This is a genomic window from Streptomyces sioyaensis, from assembly GCF_004122735.1.
Classification (GTDB): domain Bacteria; phylum Actinomycetota; class Actinomycetes; order Streptomycetales; family Streptomycetaceae; genus Streptomyces; species Streptomyces sioyaensis.
The window spans coordinates 102,565-121,593 of the sequence record NZ_SDIF01000007.1; the positions used below are offsets into that span (position 1 = coordinate 102,565).

Consider the following 19,029-nt stretch of genomic DNA (forward strand, 5'->3'; position numbering starts at 1 on the left):
CCCGGACGCCGGCGACCTAGCGGACATTTCCCCCGACGGCACCGCCCCCGACGACACCCGGCACCGAACCGCCCGCCTACTGCTGGAGGAGGCCGGATTGCTGTGACGATGCGCCCCTGGGACATCCCTGGCCGGATACGGAGCGGGCGGCTGGAGGTCACTGGATCCCAGTGGAAGGCGATGTTCGCCGCCTGGATCGGTTATCTCCTGGACGGCTTCGACTTCGTCCTGATCACGCTCGTACTGACCGACATCGCCGGCGAATTCCACCTGCGCACCACCACCGCCGCCTCGCTGATCTCCGGCGCCTTCATCACCCGATGGCTGGGCGGCGCCGCACTGGGCGCGATGGGTGACCACTACGGCCGCCGGGCCGCCATGATCACCAGCATTCTGCTCTATTCGCTCGGCACCTTTGCCTGCGGGTTCGCCTGGGATTACACCAGTCTATTCGTCGCCCGGCTGGTCATCGGTCTGGGCATGGCGGGGGAGTACAGCGCCGGCGCGACGTATGTGCTGGAGAGCTGGCCCACTCGATGGCGTAACCGCGCTTCCGGATTCCTGATCTCCGGTTATGCGGGCGGCACCGTCCTCGCGGCCGAGCTCTACACGTGGGTGGTCCCGCGCTGGGGCTGGCGCTGGATGTTCTGGATCGGCGTGCTGCCCGTCCTGGTCGCCGTGTGGGTGCGCAGATCGCTGCCGGAGGCCGGTGACTGGCAGCGGCAGATCGCCGCCCGTGCGGACGGGGAACGCCCCAACCCCTTCCGGCCGTTGTTCACCGGCCGCCTCCGGGGCTGGGGCAACATGGCCCTGGCGGCGACCGCCTCGGTCGCGCTGTTCTGCGTCTTCACGCCTGTCGGCGCCGGTGGTGTCCCCTGGCTGTCGGGCGTCGCCGCGCTGTGCCTGATCGCGTTCGCCGTGCAGCTCGGCGGTCGCCGGGGATGGCTGCTGTACGTCTCCCTCATGGCGACCGTCTTCTGCGCCTTCCTCTACAGCTGGCCGATCCAGGCCCTGCTGCCCACCTACCTCAAGACCGATCTCGGATACGCCCCCGCGCAGGTCACCGACGTCATGTTCTACGCGGGCTTCGGCACCATGGCGGGCTGTTGGCTGGCGGGCTTCGCCGGTGACCTGCTCGGCACCCGCCGCGCCTACGCGTACACCCTGCTGGCCTCACTGGCCTTCGTCTTCCCGGTCTTCGCGGTACGGGACAGTCTCCCGGCACTCGGAGTCCTCATCTTCGTGCTGCTCGCGCTCGGCCAGGGCATCTCCGGGATCCTGCCGAAGTACCTCGCCGGCCACTTCCCGACCGCCACCCGCGCCGCCTCCCTGGGCTTCGTCTACAACGTCGGGGCCCTGGGCGGGGCGGTGGCGCCCGTCCTCGGGGCCCGTCTGGCCGAAGGCATGCCCCTGGGGCGGGCGCTCGCCGTGCTCACCTTCGGGCTGACGCTCGTCGTCATCCTCCTGGTGGGCGGCAACGTCCCGCAGCGACTCGGACGCCTTGCGGACCGTCAGGCGCCCGACGACCACCTCGTACCGGAGCCCGGGGGAGCGGGAGCCCTGCCCGCGGCGGCGGCGCCCGGCCCGGCGTCCGGGGGCGCGGCCCCCGACGCGCCGTAGCGGTGTCCGGCTCGCCGGGTGCCACGGCCGGGCCGGACGGGGCGGGCGCCGAGCGGAGGATGGGCGCCGCGCCTCCCGACGAGCGTGGCGTCGTGCGCAGCCGGGCAGGCATGGCGGCAGGCGTTCCGCGGCCGACCGGGCGTCCGGCGCTCCGCGGGGCCGTTGTCAGTGGTCGCCGTTAGCGTGGAATGCGTTGGCCGGCCCGCGCGATGTGTGCGTGGGCCAAGCGGCACCGCGGACGGTGCCGTACGGGGGACGGACGTGGAGGAAGTCATGGCGAAGGCGTCGGATCCGGCGGCGGTGCGGGAGCGGGTGCGGGCGTTCGCGCTGGCCCTTCCCGGAGCCGTGGAGGAGTTTCCGTGGGGCGAGAGCGTCATCAAGGTCAACAAGAAGGTCTTCGTCTTCCTCGGGGCCGATGACGGCAGCCATCCACGCGGGGTCACGCTGAAACTCACGGACCCGGAGGCACATGCCCATGCGCTGACCTCGCCCGGCGCCAAGCCCGCCGGTTACGGCCTGGGCGCGTCCGGATGGGTTCAGGTCCCCCTGGAGGAGCGGGGCGCCCCGTCGGCCGAGCTGCTCTGCGACTGGGCGGAGGAGTCGTATCGCGTCATAGCCCCCAAGAAGCTCATCGCCGAGCTCGACGGGGGATAGCGGCGCAGCGGCAGCAGACGCGCAAAGGCCCGTGACGGCGATGGCAGTTGGCGCTTTCTAGGGGTCGTCGCAACACGTGGTCGTGTTGGTCAGGCCACGAGCAGATTATGCAGGCGCTCGGCTGGGGTTTCCCAGCCGAGCGTTTTGCGTGGGCGGCCGTTGAGCTCGGCGGCGACGGCGGTCAGATGCTCGCGGGTGTGGATGGACAGGTCGGTGCCCTTGGGGAAGTACTGCCGCAGCAGGCCGTTGGTGTTTTCGTTCGAACCGCGCTGCCAGGGACTAGCCGGGTCGCAGAAGTAGACCGGGATGTCAGTCGCGACGGTGAACTCACGGTGGCGTCCCATCTCCGCTCCTTGGTCCCAGGTCAACGACCGCTTCAGATGGGTTGGCAGCGTCTGGACCGTCTCGACCAGCGCGTCGCGGACCAGCTCGGTGCCCCGGCCGGCGGGCAGGTGGACCAGCAGCACGTATCGGGTGGACCGTTCGACCAAGGTGCCGATGGCCGAGGCGCCGTCCTTGCCGATGATCAGGTCGCCTTCCCAGTGGCCGGGCACCGCCCGGTCCTCCACCTCTGAGGGGCGCTCACTGATCATGACCATCGGATCGCGGAAGCGTGGCCGGCGCTGCTGGGCCAGGCGCCGGGGCTTGCGCCGGACGCGGCCGGTGCGCAGAGCGGTGGCCAGCTCGCGGCGCAGTTCACCCCGGCCTTGGACGTAGAGGGCCTGGTAGACGGTCTCGTGGACCACGTGCATCTCCGGCCGGTCGGGAAACTGGGCGCGCAGAGCCTGGCAGATCTGCTCCGGGCTCCACCGTAGGTCCAGCCGGCCCTGAACGAAGGTGCGCAGTTCGGGGTTGTTCCTGATCTTCCCGAGTTTGGGGCGGGGTCGACGGGCGTCCGCGCGGGCCTGGGCGGCGTACGGACGGTAGTGCCACAGGCCGCGGCTCCCGTCGGTGCGGTTGCGGCGTATCTCCCGGCTGACCGTGGACGGGCTGCGGCCCAGCTCAGCGGCAATCTGCCGGACTGACGCCTTCTCCCGCAGGCGGTCGGCGATGTAGATCCGCTCGTCAGTGCGCAGGTATCGGGACTGACCGGAAGGCGGCACCACCGGTCGAACTGGTGGTGCCGCCTTCTGCTTGCGGTCGGCGATACGGCCATTTCGCCAGCGGCGGCCGGTCTTGTCATTGATACCGACGATCCGGCACGCCTGATTGTTGCTGAAGCCCTGCTGCATGAGCTGGAAGTATGTCTCCCGCTCACGCAGCAGCTTCTTCGGCCCCTGAGCCGTCCGGATCTCTCGAACCTTGAAGTCCATCCCACCCCTTGAACTGGGGTGTTGCGACGACCACTAGAACGGAAGGTTGAGCATCGCCGGCGCGGGCCTTTTCCGCGGTTGCCGCCTGGCATGAGGGGCTTGTGGAAAGTGGAACACGTTCTTAACATCACGAGTGTTACATCAGAAGTGTCACAGTGCGGAAAGGCATGGGGCGCGATGACAGAGTCAGGGCACGGTCCGCTGAGCGGGGTGCGGGTCGTCGAACTCGCAGGCATCGGTCCCGGCCCCTTCGCGGCCATGCTGCTGGCCGACCTCGGCGCCGATGTCGTCCGCGTCGACCGCCCCGGAGGCGCGGGGCTGGGCATCGACCCCGCGTACGACCTCACCAACCGCAACAAACGCTCCGTGCTGGTGGACCTGAAGACCCCCGAGGGGGTGGCGCAGGTACGGGAACTGGTCGCCCGCGCCGACGTGCTGGTGGAGGGCTACCGCCCCGGGGTGGCCGAGCGGCTGGGCGTGGGCCCCGAGGAGTGCCTGGCGCTCAACCCCCGGCTGGTCTACGGCCGGATGACGGGCTGGGGGCAGCAGGGCCCGCTCGCCGACACCGCCGGACACGACATCGGCTATATCGCCATCACGGGCGCCCTCGGCATGATCGGATCGCCCGACGGCCCGCCCGCCATCCCCGCCAACCTCGTCGGTGACTACGCCGGCGGCTCCCTCTACCTCGTCATCGGCATCCTCGCCGCCCTCCAGCACGCCCGCAGCGAAGACGGCAGGGGCCAGGTCGTGGATGCCGCCATCGTCGACGGCACGGCTCACCTGACGGCGATGATCCACGGCATGTTGGCGGCCGGCGGCTGGCAGGACCGGCGCGGCAGCAATCTGCTGGACGGCGGCGCACCCTTCTACGGTGCCTACGAGACCGCCGACGGTGGCCATATGGCGGTAGGTGCGCTGGAGAAGCGCTTCTACGGCGAGTTCATCCGGCTGCTGGGCCTCGCCCAGGAGGTCCCTGACCGCGATGACCTCGCCGCTTGGGCAGAGCTGCGCTCGGCCATCGCCGCGCGCTTCAGGACCCGGACCCGCGAGGAGTGGACGGCGGTCTTCGAGGGTTCCGACGCCTGTGTGGCGCCCGTGCTCTCCCTCCGCGAGGCCCCGCGGCATCCGCATCTCGCCGCCCGCGGCACCTTCGTCGAGCACGAAGGGATCACCCAGCCCGCGCCCGCGCCGCGGTTCTCGCGCACGCCGGGTGCACTCCGCAGACCACCCGCACGGCCCGGTGCGGACACCGCGGAGATCGCGCGCGACTGGCAGGCACCCGGCCTCCTCGCCCCGCCGCCGGACGGCCCGTCCGACGCCCCGCCCGCCGGCCGGAGCCGCGCCGAGCAGAAGGACACGGCCGGCTGATGGAACGCGCCACCACGCTCCGGGAGCTCCGCTCCGCCGGGGAGCAGCGGGCGACCACCTCCGCCGTGCCGGACCGATGCCGCCCACCGATGCCGCTGCGCGGGCCCGAAGGCCGGTCCGCGACCGGAGCGGCGTTCCGGCAGGCGGGCGGGCGGGTGCCCGGCGTCCGCACCGTAGGGCCGCTGCCCGGCTTCCGCCCCGTGGGGCCGCTGCCCGCCAAGCCGACCGAGACCGTCAAGCACTGGCTCTGAGGAGGGCCCGGACAGATGAAGCGCCAGATCTTCACCGCGGACCACGACGCGTTCCGCGAGACCGTACGGACCTTCCTCACCAGGGAAGTGACGCCGCACTACGAGCAGTGGGAGAAGGACGGCATCGTCAGCCGCGACGCCTGGCGGGCGGCCGGCGCCCAGGGGCTGCTCGGGCTCGCGGTGCCCGAGGAGTACGGCGGGGGCGGACAGCCCGACTTCCGCTACAGCGTGGTGCTGGCCGAGGAGTTCACCCGGGCCGGTGCCGCCGGGCTCGCCGTGGGCCTGCACAACGACATCATCGGCCCCTATCTGACGACGCTCGCCACCGAAGAGCAGAAGCGCCGCTGGCTGCCCGGCTTCTGCAGCGGCGAGACCATCACCGCCATCGCGATGACCGAGCCCGGCGCCGGCTCCGACCTGCAGGGCATCCGCACCCACGCCGAGGACGCCGGCGACCACTGGATCCTCAACGGTTCCAAGACCTTCATCTCCAACGGCATCCTCGCCGACCTGGTCATCGTCGTGGCCAGGACGACGCCGGAGGGCGGGGCGCACGGTCTGAGCCTGCTGGTCGTCGAGCGGGGCACGGCGGGTTTCGAGCGCGGCCGCAACCTCGACAAGATCGGCCAGAAGGCCCAGGACACCGCCGAGCTGTTCTTCCACGACGTCCGCGTCCCCAAGGAGAATCTGCTCGGCGAGCTGAACGGCGCCTTCATCCATCTGATGACCCATCTCGCGCAGGAGCGGATGAACATCGCCGTCTCCGGTATCGCCGCCGCCGAACATCTGCTGGAGATCACCAGCCGGTACGTCAAGGAGCGCGAGGCGTTCGGACGGCCGCTGTCCAAGCTCCAGCACATCCGCTTCGAGATAGCCGAGATGGCCACCGAATGCGCCGTCACCCGCGCCTTCGTCGACCGCTGCATCGCCGACCACGCCGCCGGCGAGCTGGACGCGACGCATGCCTCGATGGCCAAGTGGTGGGCCACCGAGCTGCAAAAACGCGTCGCCGACCGCTGTCTGCAACTCCATGGCGGATACGGCTATATGGCCGAATACCGCGTGGCCAAGGCCTTCACCGACGGCCGCATCCAGACGATCTACGGAGGGACCACCGAGATCATGAAGGAGATCATCGGACGCTCCCTCCTGGACTGACCCGGACGGCCCCGGACCACCCGCTGCCCCTGCCCCACCTTCATGCGAAAGGCTTGTTGACTTGAGTACCGAAGCGTACGTATACGACGCGATCCGCACCCCGCGCGGCCGCGGCAAGGCCACTGGCGCGCTGCACGGCACCAAGCCGATCGACCTGGTCGTCGGACTGATCCACGAAGTGCGCCGGCGCTTCCCCGGACTCGACCCGGCCGCCGTCGACGACATCGTGCTCGGCGTGGTCGGCCCGGTCGGCGACCAGGGATCCGACATCGCGCGGATCGCGGCGATCGCCGCGGGCCTGCCCGACACGGTCGCCGGCGTACAGGAGAACCGCTTCTGTGCCTCGGGTCTCGAAGCCGTCAACATGGCCGCGGCCAAGGTGCGTTCGGGCTGGGAGGACCTGGTCCTGGCGGGCGGTGTCGAATCCATGTCCCGGGTCCCGATGGCCTCGGACGGCGGCGCCTGGTTCGCCGACCCGATGACCAACTTCGACACCGGCTTCGTCCCGCAGGGCATCGGCGCCGACCTGATCGCCACCATCGAGGGCTACACCCGGCGCGACGTCGACGAATTCGCCGCGCTCTCCCAGGAGCGCGCCGCCGAGGCCTGGAAGGACGGCCGCTTCGACCGCTCCGTCGTCCCGGTGCGCGACCGCAACGACCTGGTCGTCCTCGACCACGACGAGCACATGCGGCCCGGCACCACCGCCGACTCGCTGGCCGGCCTCAAGCCGTCCTTCGCCACGATCGGTGACGCGGGCGGCTTCGACGCGGTCGCCCTGCAGAAGTACCACTGGGTCGAGAAGATCGACCACGTCCACCACGCGGGCAACTCCTCCGGCATCGTGGACGGCGCGGCGCTCGTCGCCATCGGCTCCAAGGAGGTCGGCGAGCGCTACGGCCTGACCCCGCGGGCCCGCATCATCTCCGCCGCGGTCTCCGGTTCCGAGCCCACGATCATGCTCACCGGCCCGGCGCCCGCCAGCCGCAAGGCCCTCGCCAAGGCCGGGCTGACCATCGACGACATCGACCTCGTCGAGATCAACGAGGCCTTCGCCGCCGTGGTGCTGCGCTTCGTCAAGGACATGGGCCTGAGCCTGGACAAGGTCAACGTCAACGGCGGCGCCATCGCCCTGGGCCACCCCCTCGGCGCCACCGGCGCCATGATCCTCGGCACCCTGATCGACGAGCTGGAGCGGCAGGACAAGCGCTACGGCCTGGCCACCCTCTGCGTCGGCGGCGGCATGGGCATCGCCACCGTCATCGAGCGCCTCTGACCGCCCGTCCCCACCCCTTACGGAGAAGCCACAGTGAGCGAGTCCCCTGCGTCGTCGACCATCCGCTGGGAACAGGACGAGACCGGCATCGTCACCCTGGTCCTGGACGACCCCGACCAGTCGGCCAACACCATGAACAACGCCTTCAAGGCCTCCCTGACCGCGGTCGCCGACCGCCTGGAGGCCGAGAAGGACAGCATCCGCGGCGTCATCTTCACCTCCGCCAAGAAGACCTTCTTCGCCGGCGGTGACCTGCGCGAACTCATCGCCATCACCCCCGCGCAGGCCGAGCAGGCCTTCGAGACCGGCAACGGCATCAAGCGCGACCTGCGCCGCATCGAGACGCTCGGCAAGCCCGTCGTCGCCGCGATCAACGGCGCGGCGCTGGGCGGCGGTTACGAGATCGCCCTGGCCTGCCACCACCGCATCGCCCTCGACACCGCCGGCACCAAGATCGGCCTGCCCGAGGTCACCCTCGGCCTGCTGCCCGCCGGCGGCGGCGTCACCCGTACCGTCCGGCTGCTGGGCATCACCGACGCCCTGCTGAAGGTGCTGCTCCAGGGCACCCAGTACAACGCCACCCGGGCCAAGGACGCAGGTCTGATCCACGACGTCGCCGCCACCCCCGAGGAACTGCTCGCCAAGGCCCGCGCCTTCGTCGACGAGCACCCCGAGTCCCAGCAGCCCTGGGACGTCAAGGGCTACCGCATCCCCGGCGGCACCCCCGCCCAGCCGAAGTTCGCGGCCAACCTCCCGGCGTTCCCCGCCAACCTCAAGAAGCAGCTGAACGGGGCGCCGTACCCGGCCCCGCGCAACATCCTCGCCGCGGCGGTCGAGGGCTCCCAGGTCGACTTCGAGACCGCGCAGACCATCGAGGCGCGCTACTTCGTCGAGCTGGTGACCGGTCAGACCTCCAAGAACATGATCCAGGCGTTCTTCTTCGATCTGCAGGCCGTGAACTCCGGCGCCAACCGGCCCCAGGGCATCGAGCCCCGCACGGTCGAGAAGGTCGCGGTCCTCGGCGCCGGCATGATGGGCGCGGGCATCGCCTACTCCTGTGCCCGGGCCGGGATGCAGGTCGTCCTCAAGGACCTCTCCCTGGAGGCGGCCCAGAAGGGCAAGGCCTATGCGGAGGGCCTGCTCGCCAAGGCGGTCGCCCGGGGCCGGACGACCGAGCAGCAGCGCGATGAGCTGCTGGCGCGCATCACGCCCACCGCCGAGCCCACCGACCTCGCGGGCTGCGACGCCGTCATCGAGGCGGTCTTCGAGGACGTCGGTCTCAAGCACAAGGTGTTCAAGGAGATCCAGCACATCGTCGCCCCCGACGCGCTGCTGTGTTCCAATACCTCCACCCTGCCCATCACGCTGCTGGCCGAAGGCGTCGAGCGGGAGCAGGACTTCATCGGGCTGCACTTCTTCTCGCCGGTCGACAAGATGCCGCTGGTGGAGATCATCAAGGGCGAGCGGACCGGTGACGAGGCGCTGGCCCGCGCCTTCGACCTGGTCCGGCAGATCCGTAAGACCCCGATCGTCGTCAATGACTCGCGGGGCTTCTTCACCTCCCGCGTCATCGGCCACTTCATCAACGAGGGCGTGGCGATGATCGGCGAGGGCCTCGACCCGGTCTCCGTCGAGCAGGCCGCCGCCCAGGCCGGCTATCCGGCCAAGGTGCTGTCCCTGATGGACGAGCTGACCCTGACCCTGCCGCGCAAGATCCGCGAGGAGACCAAGCGGGCGGTCGAGGAGTCCGGCGGCAGCTGGCAGCCGCATCCGGCCGACGCGGTCATCGACCGGATGGTCGACGAGTTCGGCCGCCCCGGCCGCAGCGGCGGCGCCGGTTTCTACGAGTACGGCGACGACGGCAAGCGCGCCGGTCTGTGGCCGGGGCTGCGGGAACACTTCGCCGAGGAGGGCGCCGGCATCCCGTTCGCCGACATGCAGGAGCGGATGCTGTTCTCCGAGGCGCTGGACACCGTCCGCTGCCTGGAGGAGGGCGTGCTCACCTCCGTCGCCGACGCGAACATCGGCTCCATTCTGGGCATCGGCTTCCCCGGCTGGACCGGCGGGGTGCTCCAGTACATCAACGGTTATGAGGGCGGGCTGCCCGGATTCGTGGCCCGCGCCCGTGAGCTGCAGGCTGCCTACGGAGACCGGTTCGCGCCGTCCCCGTTGCTGGTCGAAAAGGCCGAGAGGGGCGAGAAGTTCAGCGACTGAAGGGTCATGGGGGCGGGCCCCGGCGGCCCGCCCCCGTCACCCCTGGGCCCCGTCCCGCCGGCTCCGGTCGCCCTCTTTGCCGAACGACTCCCGCAGCTCCTGCTTCATCGACCGCTGGAAGGCGGTGACCAGTGCCTGCACCACCATCGGCTGCATATCGGCCGAGAGCGACTTCATCCGCGCCATCTCCTCCTCGTCCGGCCCGCCGTGCCGGTTCGGCTCCCATACCTCGTCCTTGAAGAGCCGGCTGAGCTCCCGGGCCGCCGCCCGGGTGTGCTCGATGACGACGCTGCGCGCCGCGAGGATGGTCTCCAGCGTGATCGGCACGTCCAGCAGGCGCGTGCCCAGATGGAGCAGTCCCGGGTCGACCCGGAAGACCCGCGGGTCATCGGTCCGTACGAGCACACTCATCGCCGCCAGCCGGTCCACGTCCTCCTCGGTCAGCGCCCGGCCTACCCGCCGCTCCAGCTGTTCCCGGGTCGCGTCCTCCGCCTTGTCCGGTACCCAGCCGGCCACCAGCGCCCGGTGGATGGCCAGATCCTGGGCGCTCAGATCGGGTGGCAGCTGCTCCAGATAGCGCTCGATCGCCGACAGCGTCAGGCCCTGGTGCTGGAGCTCCTCGATGAGCGCGAGCCGCGAGAGGTGGTCCGGCCCGTAGCGGCCGACCCGGCGCGCACCGATCTCCGGCGGCGGCAGCAGACCGCGCGTGCTGTAGAAGCGGATCGTGCGGACCGTGACGCCGGCGCGGGCGGCCAGCTCGTCGACGGTCAGACCGGTGGCGGACTCCCTCATGATTCAACAGTATTGCTGTCTCACCACTCTTGTGAAACCTCTTGCCCCGTCTCCGCCGGGCGGTACCGCCGCGGACCCGGCACGTCCAAACGGCGCCGGCGCACCTTCTCAGGAGGCCGCCGTGACCACCGTCCTGCGCATGCCCGGCGCACCGGACGAACTCACCCTCTCGGCACTGCTGTTGCGCGATACCGAGGACCACGGGGAGCTGCCGGCGCTGTCCTGGCGTGACCCCGGCGGTCGGCACACGCATACGGACCGTAGTGGCACAGCTCCCCGAGGAGCGGTGGGCGGCCGTTGCCGCGGCGGGCGACTGCGCCCGTGTCCACCTCGCCCGTCAGAAGCGAGGGGAGCGCCCGTCCGCCCGGCTGGCCTCGGGGGGACCGTGCGGGATCCGGCCCGGCATCCGGAGGTGCGGACGGAAAGCAAGCGATCTGTCGTTTCGGACAACATCCGCCTCAACCGAACTGAACAGGTCAGAAAATTCGCGGTGCTGGGCGAGGAGTGGGGTCCGGAATCGGGTGAACTGACGCCGTCTTTCAAAATGAGGCACCCGGTAATTCAGTACAAATGCGGACAAATGTTGGATGGCCTGTACGCCTTGTGATCTTGCACACAGACGGAGGGGCGCTCTTCAGGGAGGGTGTGCCGTCGACCGGCCGTGCGACCCACGGGAACCGGCCATGGCTCAAGCCTGCCCGAAAGCGAGATGCACCAGCAGTGAGCACAGAAACCGTCATCGACTCAGCCCACAGGTCACCTGACGGGGGGAGCGGCGCCCCGCAGGATGCGGGCGACGCGGGCTACAGCAAGGGCCTCAAGGGCCGGCACATCAACATGATCGCCATCGGTGGAGCGATCGGCACCGGCCTGTTCCTGGGCGCCGGCGGCCGGCTGCACTCCGCCGGTCCGGCACTGGCCGTCGCCTACGCGGTCTGCGGCCTCTTCGCCTTCTTCGTCGTACGCGCCCTGGGCGAGCTGGTGCTGCACCGCCCGTCGTCCGGCTCGTTCGTCTCCTACGCCCGTGAGTTCCTGGGGGAGAAGGGCGCCTACGTCGCCGGATGGATGTACGTCGTGAACTGGTCGACGACCGGTATTGCCGACATCACCGCGATCGCGCTGTACACCCACTACTGGAGCATGTTCACCAGCGTCCCCCAGTGGGTCATGGCGCTGATCGCGCTCGCGGTCGTGCTGACGGTGAACCTCATCTCGGTGAAGATCTTCGGTGAGCTGGAGTTCTGGTTCGCGATCATCAAGGTGGCCGCGCTGGTCGTCTTCATGTTCATCGGCATCTTCCTGCTGGCCACCCAGCACCCGGTCGGCGGGCATGTGCCGGGTCTGAATCTGATCACCGACCACGGCGGCATCTTCCCGACCGGCCTGCTGCCCGTCGTGATCGTGCTCCAGGGTGTGGTCTTCGCCTACTCCGCCGTGGAGCTGGTCGGTGTGACCGCCGGTGAGACCGGTGAGCCGGAGAAGGTCGTGCCCAAGGCCGTCAACTCCATCATGTGGCGGGTCGGCGTGTTCTACGTCGGCTCGGTGATCCTGCTGGCCATGCTGCTGCCGTGGAACAAGTACACCGGCGGTGAGAGCCCCTTCGTCACCGTGCTGTCCAACGTCGGTGTGCCGGCGGCGGGCGATGTGATGAACCTCGTCGTGCTGACCGCGGCGATGTCCAGCCTGAACTCCGGGCTCTACTCCACCGGCCGCATCCTGCGCTCCATGTCGATGGCGGGCTCCGCGCCCAAGTTCGCCGGCCGGATGAACCGCAACCAGGTGCCGTACGGCGGCATCATGCTCACCTCCACGGTGTGTGTGCTGGGCGTCGCGCTCAACTACGTCGTGCCGGGTGAGGCGTTCGAGATCGTGCTGAACATCGCGGCACTGGGCATCATCAGCACCTGGTGCACGATCATGGTCTGCCACATGGTGTTCGTGCGCCGGTCGAAGGAGGGCCTGGTCGAGCGCCCGAGCTTCCGGCTGCCGGGCACCCCGGTCACCGACATCGCCACCATCGTCTTCCTGCTCGGCGTCATCGTGCTGATGTGGTTCGACGACGGCGTCGGCCGGCAGACCGTGATGATCATCCCGGTGATCGCCGCCGCGCTGGTGGCCGGCTGGTTCGCGGTCCGCGGCCGGGTGAACCGGATCGCCCAGGAGCGCGAACTGTCGCAGTAGCCACGCGGGAGCGGGGCGCCTGACGCCTCGGGGCGGTCGCGGATGCCGGAAGGCGTCCGCGACCGCCCTTGTGCGTCGGGGCCCGGCAGGGGACGGTGCGGGCACTCCCGCGCCCGGCCCGTCCGCCGCTCAGCCGCCGATCAGCGGATAGTGGTCGGAGAGATTGGTGTAGGTGTAGTCCTTGCCCCAGCTGGAGACCGTCCAGGGAGCCGACTCCTCCTTCACCACGGTGTTCTGCCAGCCGGCGGGCCGGGCATGGCCGTTGCGGTACAGGACGTAGTCCAGGTCCTCGCGGGGATCGTTCGGATAGCGGTAGCGCGCGATCGAGTTCTCCTGGGTGTCGAAGGAGTAGGGGTGCCCGGTGCGGCTGTCGGCGGGCGCCAGATCGGCGTTGCTGAGCAGCGCGGGGTACTCGTCGCCGTGTGAGTCGATGTTCAGATCGCCGGCCACCATCACCTCCTCGTCCGCCGGGATGTTCTTGGCGTCCAGGAAGGCGTCCACCTCCTTGAACTGCTTGGCGCGGTCCGCGGCCGCCTCGCCCGCCTTGCAGCCCGAGTCGGTGGACTGGGCGTGGGTGCCGACCACGTGCACCTTGGTGCCGTTGACGTCCAACACCGCGTAGACGAAGCCCTTGTTGGAGAAGTAGTCCGCACCGCAGGCGTCCTTGTAGATGTACTGCTCCTTGTGGACGACGGGCCACTTGCTCAGCAGCGTGACCCCGCCGTCCTCGGGGGTGGTGGCCGAGTAGGCGCCGCCGGTGGCGTCCCAGCCGCTCCGGCTGCGGCCCACCACCGGTGTCTGGTGCGGATACCGCGCCGTGGCCCGGCTCTTCAGCGCGTCGGAGGAGGAGTTGTCGAACGCCTCCTGGAGCACGACGACATCGTTGCCCTGGAAGAAGTCCGCGTCCGCGATCGCCTGGGCGCGGTGGTCCTGGCCCCAGTTGGGGTACAGCGTCTGGCTCATGAGGAAGGTGTTGTAGCTGAGCACCTTCAGATGGGGGACGTCGGCGGCCGACGCGGAGGGGACGGCGGCCACGGTGACGGCGGCGAGAGCCGCGGTGAGGGCGGCGATCCGGGACGTGCGCAGCGGTGAGTGCGGCACTGAATCTCCCTGTGGGGGTGGGGACTTGACTCGGCGACGCTCATCCAACCAGCCGGGGTTACTTCCAGGTAGCCGCTCGGGGGGTGTGAGATGTACAGAGGGATGCTGTTGCTGGCGAGGGGGCGGCGTCGGATGTGCCGCCGCCGTCGTCGTCGGCCGGCCTCGTGTCGCGGTGGCCGCGGAGGGGGAGCCGTCCGCGGGCGCGCCTCCCGTCCGGACCAGGGGGCCGGGGCGGCGGCGGTGGCGGTTCTCCCGGCCGGTGCGGTGAGCGTCCGGTGTGCGGTCCGGTGCGTGATGCGGCGCTGTCGCTGAGGCCGAGGTGGCGTCGGTCCCGCGGTTTCCCAGGGGGCCCGCGGCGCGGAGGGTGCAGCATAGGTGACGCAGAATCGATCCCCTCCTGAGCTGGTCACGGGGAGTCGCCGTATGATGATTAATGCAATGAATACGGTAAATAACGATCCAAATCCCCCGCCGGTCGGAGGCGTGCTCTGGTCGTTGGCCGGGGACATCCGCATGCTGATGACCCTGCCGGCCGCGCTGACCATGCAGGTCGCCCACCCCGCCGTGGGCGCCGGAGTGGACGACCACTCCGTGTTCCGCACGGATCCGTGGGGACGCGGCGAACGGTCGCTGACCTCGCTGCAGCTGTGGGTGTACGGCGGCGCGGGCGCGGCGGCGGAGGGGCGCCGGCTGCGCCGGATGCACAAGGCCATTCAGGGGACCGACGCGCACGGGCGCAGGTACCACGCGCTCGCCCCCGCCTCCTATGCCTGGGTGCACGCCACCGGCTATCCCGTCTTCCGGCACGCCCAGCAGTATCTCGGCCGTCCCTTCACCGAGGCGCAGGAGCGGCAGCTGTATGCGGAGTGGCTCCAGGTCGGCCGGGTGCTGGGCATCCGTGACCGCGATATGCCGCAGTCCATCGAGGAGTTCTGGCCGTATTACCACAAGGTCCTCGACAACGAGCTCGAAGTGACCGTCGTGGTCGAGGAGTTGATCGCGCCGGACCAGTCGATTCCGGCCCCCGACCGCGGCCCCCGGTGGCTGCGGCTGGTCCTCCGGCCGCTCTGGCCGGCGCTGTGCCCGTGGTTCACCCGCCTCCGGCGCTTCCTCACGATCGGGCTGATGCCGCCGGAGGCCCGCAACGCCCTCGGCCTGGAGTGGACGGACGCACAGGAGCGCAGGCTGCGCCGCTTCGGTCGGGTGGTGCGCGCCGTGGTGCCGGTGCTTCCGGAACGGCTGCGTTTCATGCCGATCGCCCGCCGGGCCCGCCGGGCGGCGCGCGGCTGAGGACGCGGTACGCGAGCGGAGCCGGGGGTGCCCCGGCTCCGCTCGGATCGGCCTGCGACGGCCTGCTCAGTGCCCGTGCACCGCGTGCGTGGCCGCTGCGATCTGCCGCCACGACTTGGGTTCGGTCACGGCCGCGTGCCGCGCGCCGAGGGTGTGACGCGCCGCGCCCGCGGCCGGCCGGGACGGCTCGAAGAGCCAGGTGTCGAAGAAGCCGTCCAGCGACGTGCCGGACTTCTTCCCGGCGAACTTCACGAAGTCGGCCACCGAGGCGTTGCCGTACCGGTGCTCCGTCGGCCAGGACTTGAGGATGCCGAAGAACACCTTGTCGCCGACCTTGTTGCGGAGCGCCTGCAGGGCCAGCGCGCCACGGTCGTAGACAGCGTCGTCGAACTGGTTCTCCGCGCCCGGGTTGCCCGGCTTGACCTTCCAGAACGGGTCATCGGCCGGGTGCTGGGCGTAGACGTAGTCCGCCAGCTGCTGAGCGGTGCCCTCGCCCTCCTTCTCCGACCAGAGCCACTGGCTGTAGGCCGCGAAGCCCTCGTTGATCCAGATGTCCTTCCAGTCCTTGAGCGAGACGCTGTCGCCGTACCACTGGTGCGCCAGCTCGTGCACCACGACGGAGACATTGGTGCCCCGGTCGAAGGCCTTCTTCCCGTAGAACGGACGGGTCTGGGTCTCCAGGGCGTAATGGGCCGGCACGTTCGGCACGTAGCCGCCCACCGCGTTGAACGGGTAGGGGCCGAAGACGCTCTCCAGCCACTCGGTGGCCTCGGCGGTGCGCGCGATGCTGGCCCTCGCCGACCCCTCGTTCGCGCCGAGGTCCTTGCTGACGGCGTTGATCACCGGCAGGCCGTTCGCGGTGGTGTCGGTGGTGATGTCGAACTTGCCGACGGCCAGCGTCGTCAGATACGTCGCCTGCGGCTTGTCCGAGCGCCAGTTGTACCGCGTCCAGCCCAGCTTGGAGGACTGCGAGGCCAGGACGCCGTTGCTGAGCGCCTGGGTGCCGTCCGGGACCGCCACCGAGACGTCGTACGTCGCCTTGTCGGTGGGGTGGTCGTTGCTGGGGAACCACCACACGGCGGCGTCCGGCTCCTGCGCGACCACACCGCCGTCGGGCGTGCGGGCCCAGGCGCTGTAGTTGTCGATCTTCACCTGGGAGGGCTTGTCCGCATAGCGCACGACGACGCTGATCTGCTTGCCCTTCTCCAGCGGAGTGGCCGGGGTGACCTCCAGCTCGTGCTTGCCGGAGGTCGTGAAGCGGGCCTTCTTGCCGTTGACCCGGATCTCGCTGACCTTCAGCGCGAAGTCCAGGTTGAAGCGGGAGAGGTCCTGGGTGGTCGTGGCGAGCAGCGTCGCCGTGCCCTGAAGCAGGTCCGTCTTCGGCTGGTACTTGAGCCGCAGATCGTAGTGGGAAACGTCGTAACCGCCGTTCCCGCTCTCGGGGTAGTAGGTGTCGCCCACACCCGGGGCGCCCGGGGTGAAGTCGGCGGCGGAGGCCGGGACCGCCAGCACCAGGCTGAGTGCGACCGCGCCCGGGACGAGGAGTCTGTGACGCACGAGTCCTCCAACTCGTAGGGGGGATGGCTCTGTTCAGACCCTATGTACTCCCTTGCGTCAGCGTCATGTACATGGCCTCATCTGACACATGACCGACATGAACCACATCCGGCCACTCCCGGCCGCCCGTCTCTGTCACCGACCGCACCACCCTCGTCACCCGCACCCTTACGCGCGGGAGTTGAGCCGCGCTACCGTCCGCTTCGTGACCAATCCTGCGCGGATTCCCCGCATCTCCTTCACAGCGCTCGTGCTGGCGGTCGTCGCCGCCCTGCTGTCCGCCCTGATCGGGCCGGCCGCCGCGCAGGCGGCGCCCGGCGAGAGCAGACCCGTCTACTCCTACGACCACGCGATACGCGAGTCGGTCTGGGTGGACACGGGGCTCGACGGCGACGGGGACGGGCGGACCGACCGCGTCGCCGCCGACATCGTGCGGCCGTCCGAACCCGCCCGGCAGGGCCGCCGAATACCCGTGATCATGGACGCCAGTCCGTACTACTCCTGCTGCGGACGCGGCAACGAGAGCCAGAAGAAGACCTATGACGACCGGGGCCGGCCGGCCGGGTTCCCGCTCTTCTACGACAACTACTTCGTGCCGCGCGGCTATGCGACGGTCCTCGTCGACCTCGCGGGGACCAACCGCTCGGACGGCTGCGTGGATGTCGGCGGCCGTTCCGACATCCGGTCGGCCAGGGCCGTCGTCGACTGGCTCGGCGGCAGGGCCCGCGCCTACACCGCCCGCACAGGCGGCAGACCCGTCACCGCGGGCTGGTCCAACGGCAGTACCGGCATGATCGGCAAGAGCTGGGACGCCACCATCGCCAACGGCGTGGCGGCCACCGGGGTCAGGGGACTGAAGACCATCGTCCCGATCGCCGGCATCTCCTCCTGGTACGACTACTACTTCGCCCAGGGCGCCCCGCTCTACGACTCGGGCCCCGACTCCCTCGCGGCGATGGTCGAGAGCTCCGGCGCGCAGAAGCACTGCGACGCGGTGCAGCGCAAGCTCGTCAAGGGCGCACCGCGCAGCGGTGACTGGACCGGACTGTGGACCGAGCGCGACTACGTGCGCAACGCCGGCAAGGTCCGGGCCAGCGTCTTCATGGTGCACGGCATGCAGGACCTCAACGTCCGCACCCGGCACGCCGGGCAGTGGTGGGACGCGCTCGCCCGGCACGGCGTCGCGCGCAAGATCTGGCTCTCCCAGACCGGGCACGTCGACCCCTTCGACTACCGCCGCGCCGCGTGGGTCACGACCCTCCACCACTGGTTCGACCACTACCTCATGGGCTACGACAACGGCATCGAGCGGGCGCCGAAGGCCGATGTCGAGCGTGCGCCCGGCAGCTGGTCCACCGACCCCCGGTGGCCCGCACCCGGCACCGAGACGACCGTCCTGCGCCCGCGCGGCGGCAGCGCGCCCGGCGTCGGCGTCCTCGGCACCGCGAAGGCACCGCAGGGCGCGACCGAGACCTTCACCGACGACCCGAAGCGGAGCGAGGCCGACTGGGCGGCCACGGCCGGTCAACCGACCCCGGACAAGGCCGGGTTCAGCACCGGAGCGCTGCGCGCGCCGCTGCGGCTCTCCGGCTCCGGAACGGTGACGGTGACCGCCACCCCGAGCACCTCGACCGCGCACCTCTCCGCCGTCCTGGTGGACCTCGGCCCCGCCACCATCCGCAACTACACGGCCGGCGGCGAGGGCATCACCACGCTGGACACGCGCACCTGCTGGGGCGCGGGCACGCCGGCCGACAGCGGCTGCTTCAAGGAGACCGCCGCCGACACCGAGAAGGTGGCCTATACCGTCTTCAGCCGCGGCTGGGCCGACCTCGGCACCTACGCCGACGCCCACAAGGGCCGACCGCTCACCCCCGGCAAGCCGTACACGATCACCCTGAACCTCGCCGCGAGCGATCATGTCGTGCCCGCCGGACACCGGCTCGCACTCCTCGTCGGCGGCACCGACGCCGGTCTGATCGACCCGCCCGCGTCCCGCCCGACGCTCACCCTCGACCTGTCCCGCACCTCCGCCGCGCTCCCGCTGACCGGCGGCGCCCCCGCCTTCGTACGGGCCACCGCGGGCGCGTCCCGGCCCATGGCGGGCGGCGCCCTGCTGGACGGCCTCGCCCCGCCGCACGGCCTCAGCCGGATGCCGGCCGCGCGATGACCGCCCGGCACCCGACCGCCGCGGGATGACCGCCCGGGGCCGCCCACCGCGGGCGGCCCCGCCCCACCCCCACCGCTCACC

14 protein-coding genes are annotated in these 19,029 nt (G+C 70.4%); 10 read left to right on the forward strand and 4 right to left on the reverse strand.

Translation table 11 applies throughout. The features are described 5' to 3' along the window. The first annotated feature begins 108 nt into the window (after positions 1-108). Positions 109-1,620, forward strand: coding sequence for a sialate:H+ symport family MFS transporter (locus EST54_RS04405; protein ID WP_129245243.1), 1,512 nt, complete (start codon positions 109-111; stop codon positions 1,618-1,620). A gap of 273 nt (positions 1,621-1,893) precedes the next feature. Next, entirely contained in the window at positions 1,894-2,274 is a 381-nt protein-coding gene (locus EST54_RS04410; protein ID WP_129245197.1) for an MmcQ/YjbR family DNA-binding protein, read from the forward strand. Positions 2,275-2,363: 89 nt separating this feature from the next. On the opposite strand, the gene EST54_RS04415 is transcribed toward EST54_RS04410, so the two are convergent. Further along, positions 2,364-3,506: an IS30 family transposase gene (locus tag EST54_RS04415; RefSeq protein WP_239012838.1), complete on the reverse strand. Its 1,143-nt coding sequence runs from the start codon at positions 3,504-3,506 to the stop codon at positions 2,364-2,366. A 258-nt stretch (positions 3,507-3,764) separates the two neighbouring features. Between EST54_RS04415 and EST54_RS04420 the strand changes: the two genes are divergently transcribed. The 5 genes from EST54_RS04420 to EST54_RS04440 all read left to right on the forward strand — a co-directional run bounded on the left by EST54_RS04420 (position 3,765) and on the right by EST54_RS04440 (position 9,857). Continuing rightward, a complete protein-coding gene (locus tag EST54_RS04420) occupies positions 3,765-4,958 on the forward strand; it encodes a CaiB/BaiF CoA transferase family protein (RefSeq protein WP_129245202.1) in 1,194 nt (397 codons plus the stop codon). Continuing rightward, on the forward strand, positions 4,958-5,209 hold the full coding sequence (locus EST54_RS04425; RefSeq protein ID WP_129245204.1) for a hypothetical protein: 252 nt from the start codon (positions 4,958-4,960) through the stop codon (positions 5,207-5,209). Before EST54_RS04420 ends, EST54_RS04425 begins: the two co-directional genes overlap by 1 nt. A 15-nt stretch (positions 5,210-5,224) precedes the next feature. Then, entirely contained in the window at positions 5,225-6,367 is a 1,143-nt protein-coding gene (locus EST54_RS04430; protein WP_129245206.1) for an acyl-CoA dehydrogenase family protein, read from the forward strand. Positions 6,368-6,428: 61 nt separating this feature from the next. After that, a complete protein-coding gene (locus tag EST54_RS04435; protein ID WP_129245209.1) occupies positions 6,429-7,643 on the forward strand; it encodes an acetyl-CoA C-acetyltransferase in 1,215 nt (404 codons plus the stop codon). 33 nt (positions 7,644-7,676) lie between these two features. After that, positions 7,677-9,857: a 3-hydroxyacyl-CoA dehydrogenase NAD-binding domain-containing protein gene (locus EST54_RS04440; RefSeq protein WP_129245211.1), complete on the forward strand. Its 2,181-nt coding sequence runs from the start codon at positions 7,677-7,679 to the stop codon at positions 9,855-9,857. Positions 9,858-9,893: 36 nt separating this feature from the next. Here the strand turns inward: EST54_RS04440 and EST54_RS04445 are convergent, their stop codons facing one another. Continuing rightward, complete coding sequence (locus tag EST54_RS04445) at positions 9,894-10,649, reverse strand: MerR family transcriptional regulator (RefSeq protein ID WP_129245213.1); 756 nt, start codon at positions 10,647-10,649, stop codon at positions 9,894-9,896. Between the two features lie 720 nt (positions 10,650-11,369). On the opposite strand from EST54_RS04445, the gene EST54_RS04455 reads away from it, so the two are divergent. Then, positions 11,370-12,830, forward strand: coding sequence for an amino acid permease (locus EST54_RS04455; protein ID WP_167511477.1), 1,461 nt, complete (start codon positions 11,370-11,372; stop codon positions 12,828-12,830). A 129-nt stretch (positions 12,831-12,959) separates the two neighbouring features. On the opposite strand, the gene sph is transcribed toward EST54_RS04455, so the two are convergent. Continuing rightward, on the reverse strand, positions 12,960-13,931 hold the full coding sequence (gene sph / locus EST54_RS04460; protein WP_129245215.1) for a sphingomyelin phosphodiesterase: 972 nt from the start codon (positions 13,929-13,931) through the stop codon (positions 12,960-12,962). Positions 13,932-14,369: 438 nt separating this feature from the next. Between sph and EST54_RS04465 the strand changes: the two genes are divergently transcribed. Then, positions 14,370-15,221, forward strand: coding sequence for an oxygenase MpaB family protein (locus EST54_RS04465; protein ID WP_239012654.1), 852 nt, complete (start codon positions 14,370-14,372; stop codon positions 15,219-15,221). A gap of 66 nt (positions 15,222-15,287) precedes the next feature. Here the strand turns inward: EST54_RS04465 and EST54_RS04470 are convergent, their stop codons facing one another. Further along, positions 15,288-16,778 (reverse strand): M1 family metallopeptidase, encoded by a 1,491-nt coding sequence (locus EST54_RS04470; RefSeq protein ID WP_129245217.1) that lies wholly within the window; start codon positions 16,776-16,778, stop codon positions 15,288-15,290. 205 nt (positions 16,779-16,983) lie between these two features. Here EST54_RS04470 and EST54_RS04475 point away from each other — a divergent pair, with 205 nt between their 5' ends. Further along, a complete protein-coding gene (locus EST54_RS04475; RefSeq protein WP_244942438.1) occupies positions 16,984-18,948 on the forward strand; it encodes a Xaa-Pro dipeptidyl-peptidase in 1,965 nt (654 codons plus the stop codon). Positions 18,949-19,029: the final 81 nt, after the last annotated feature.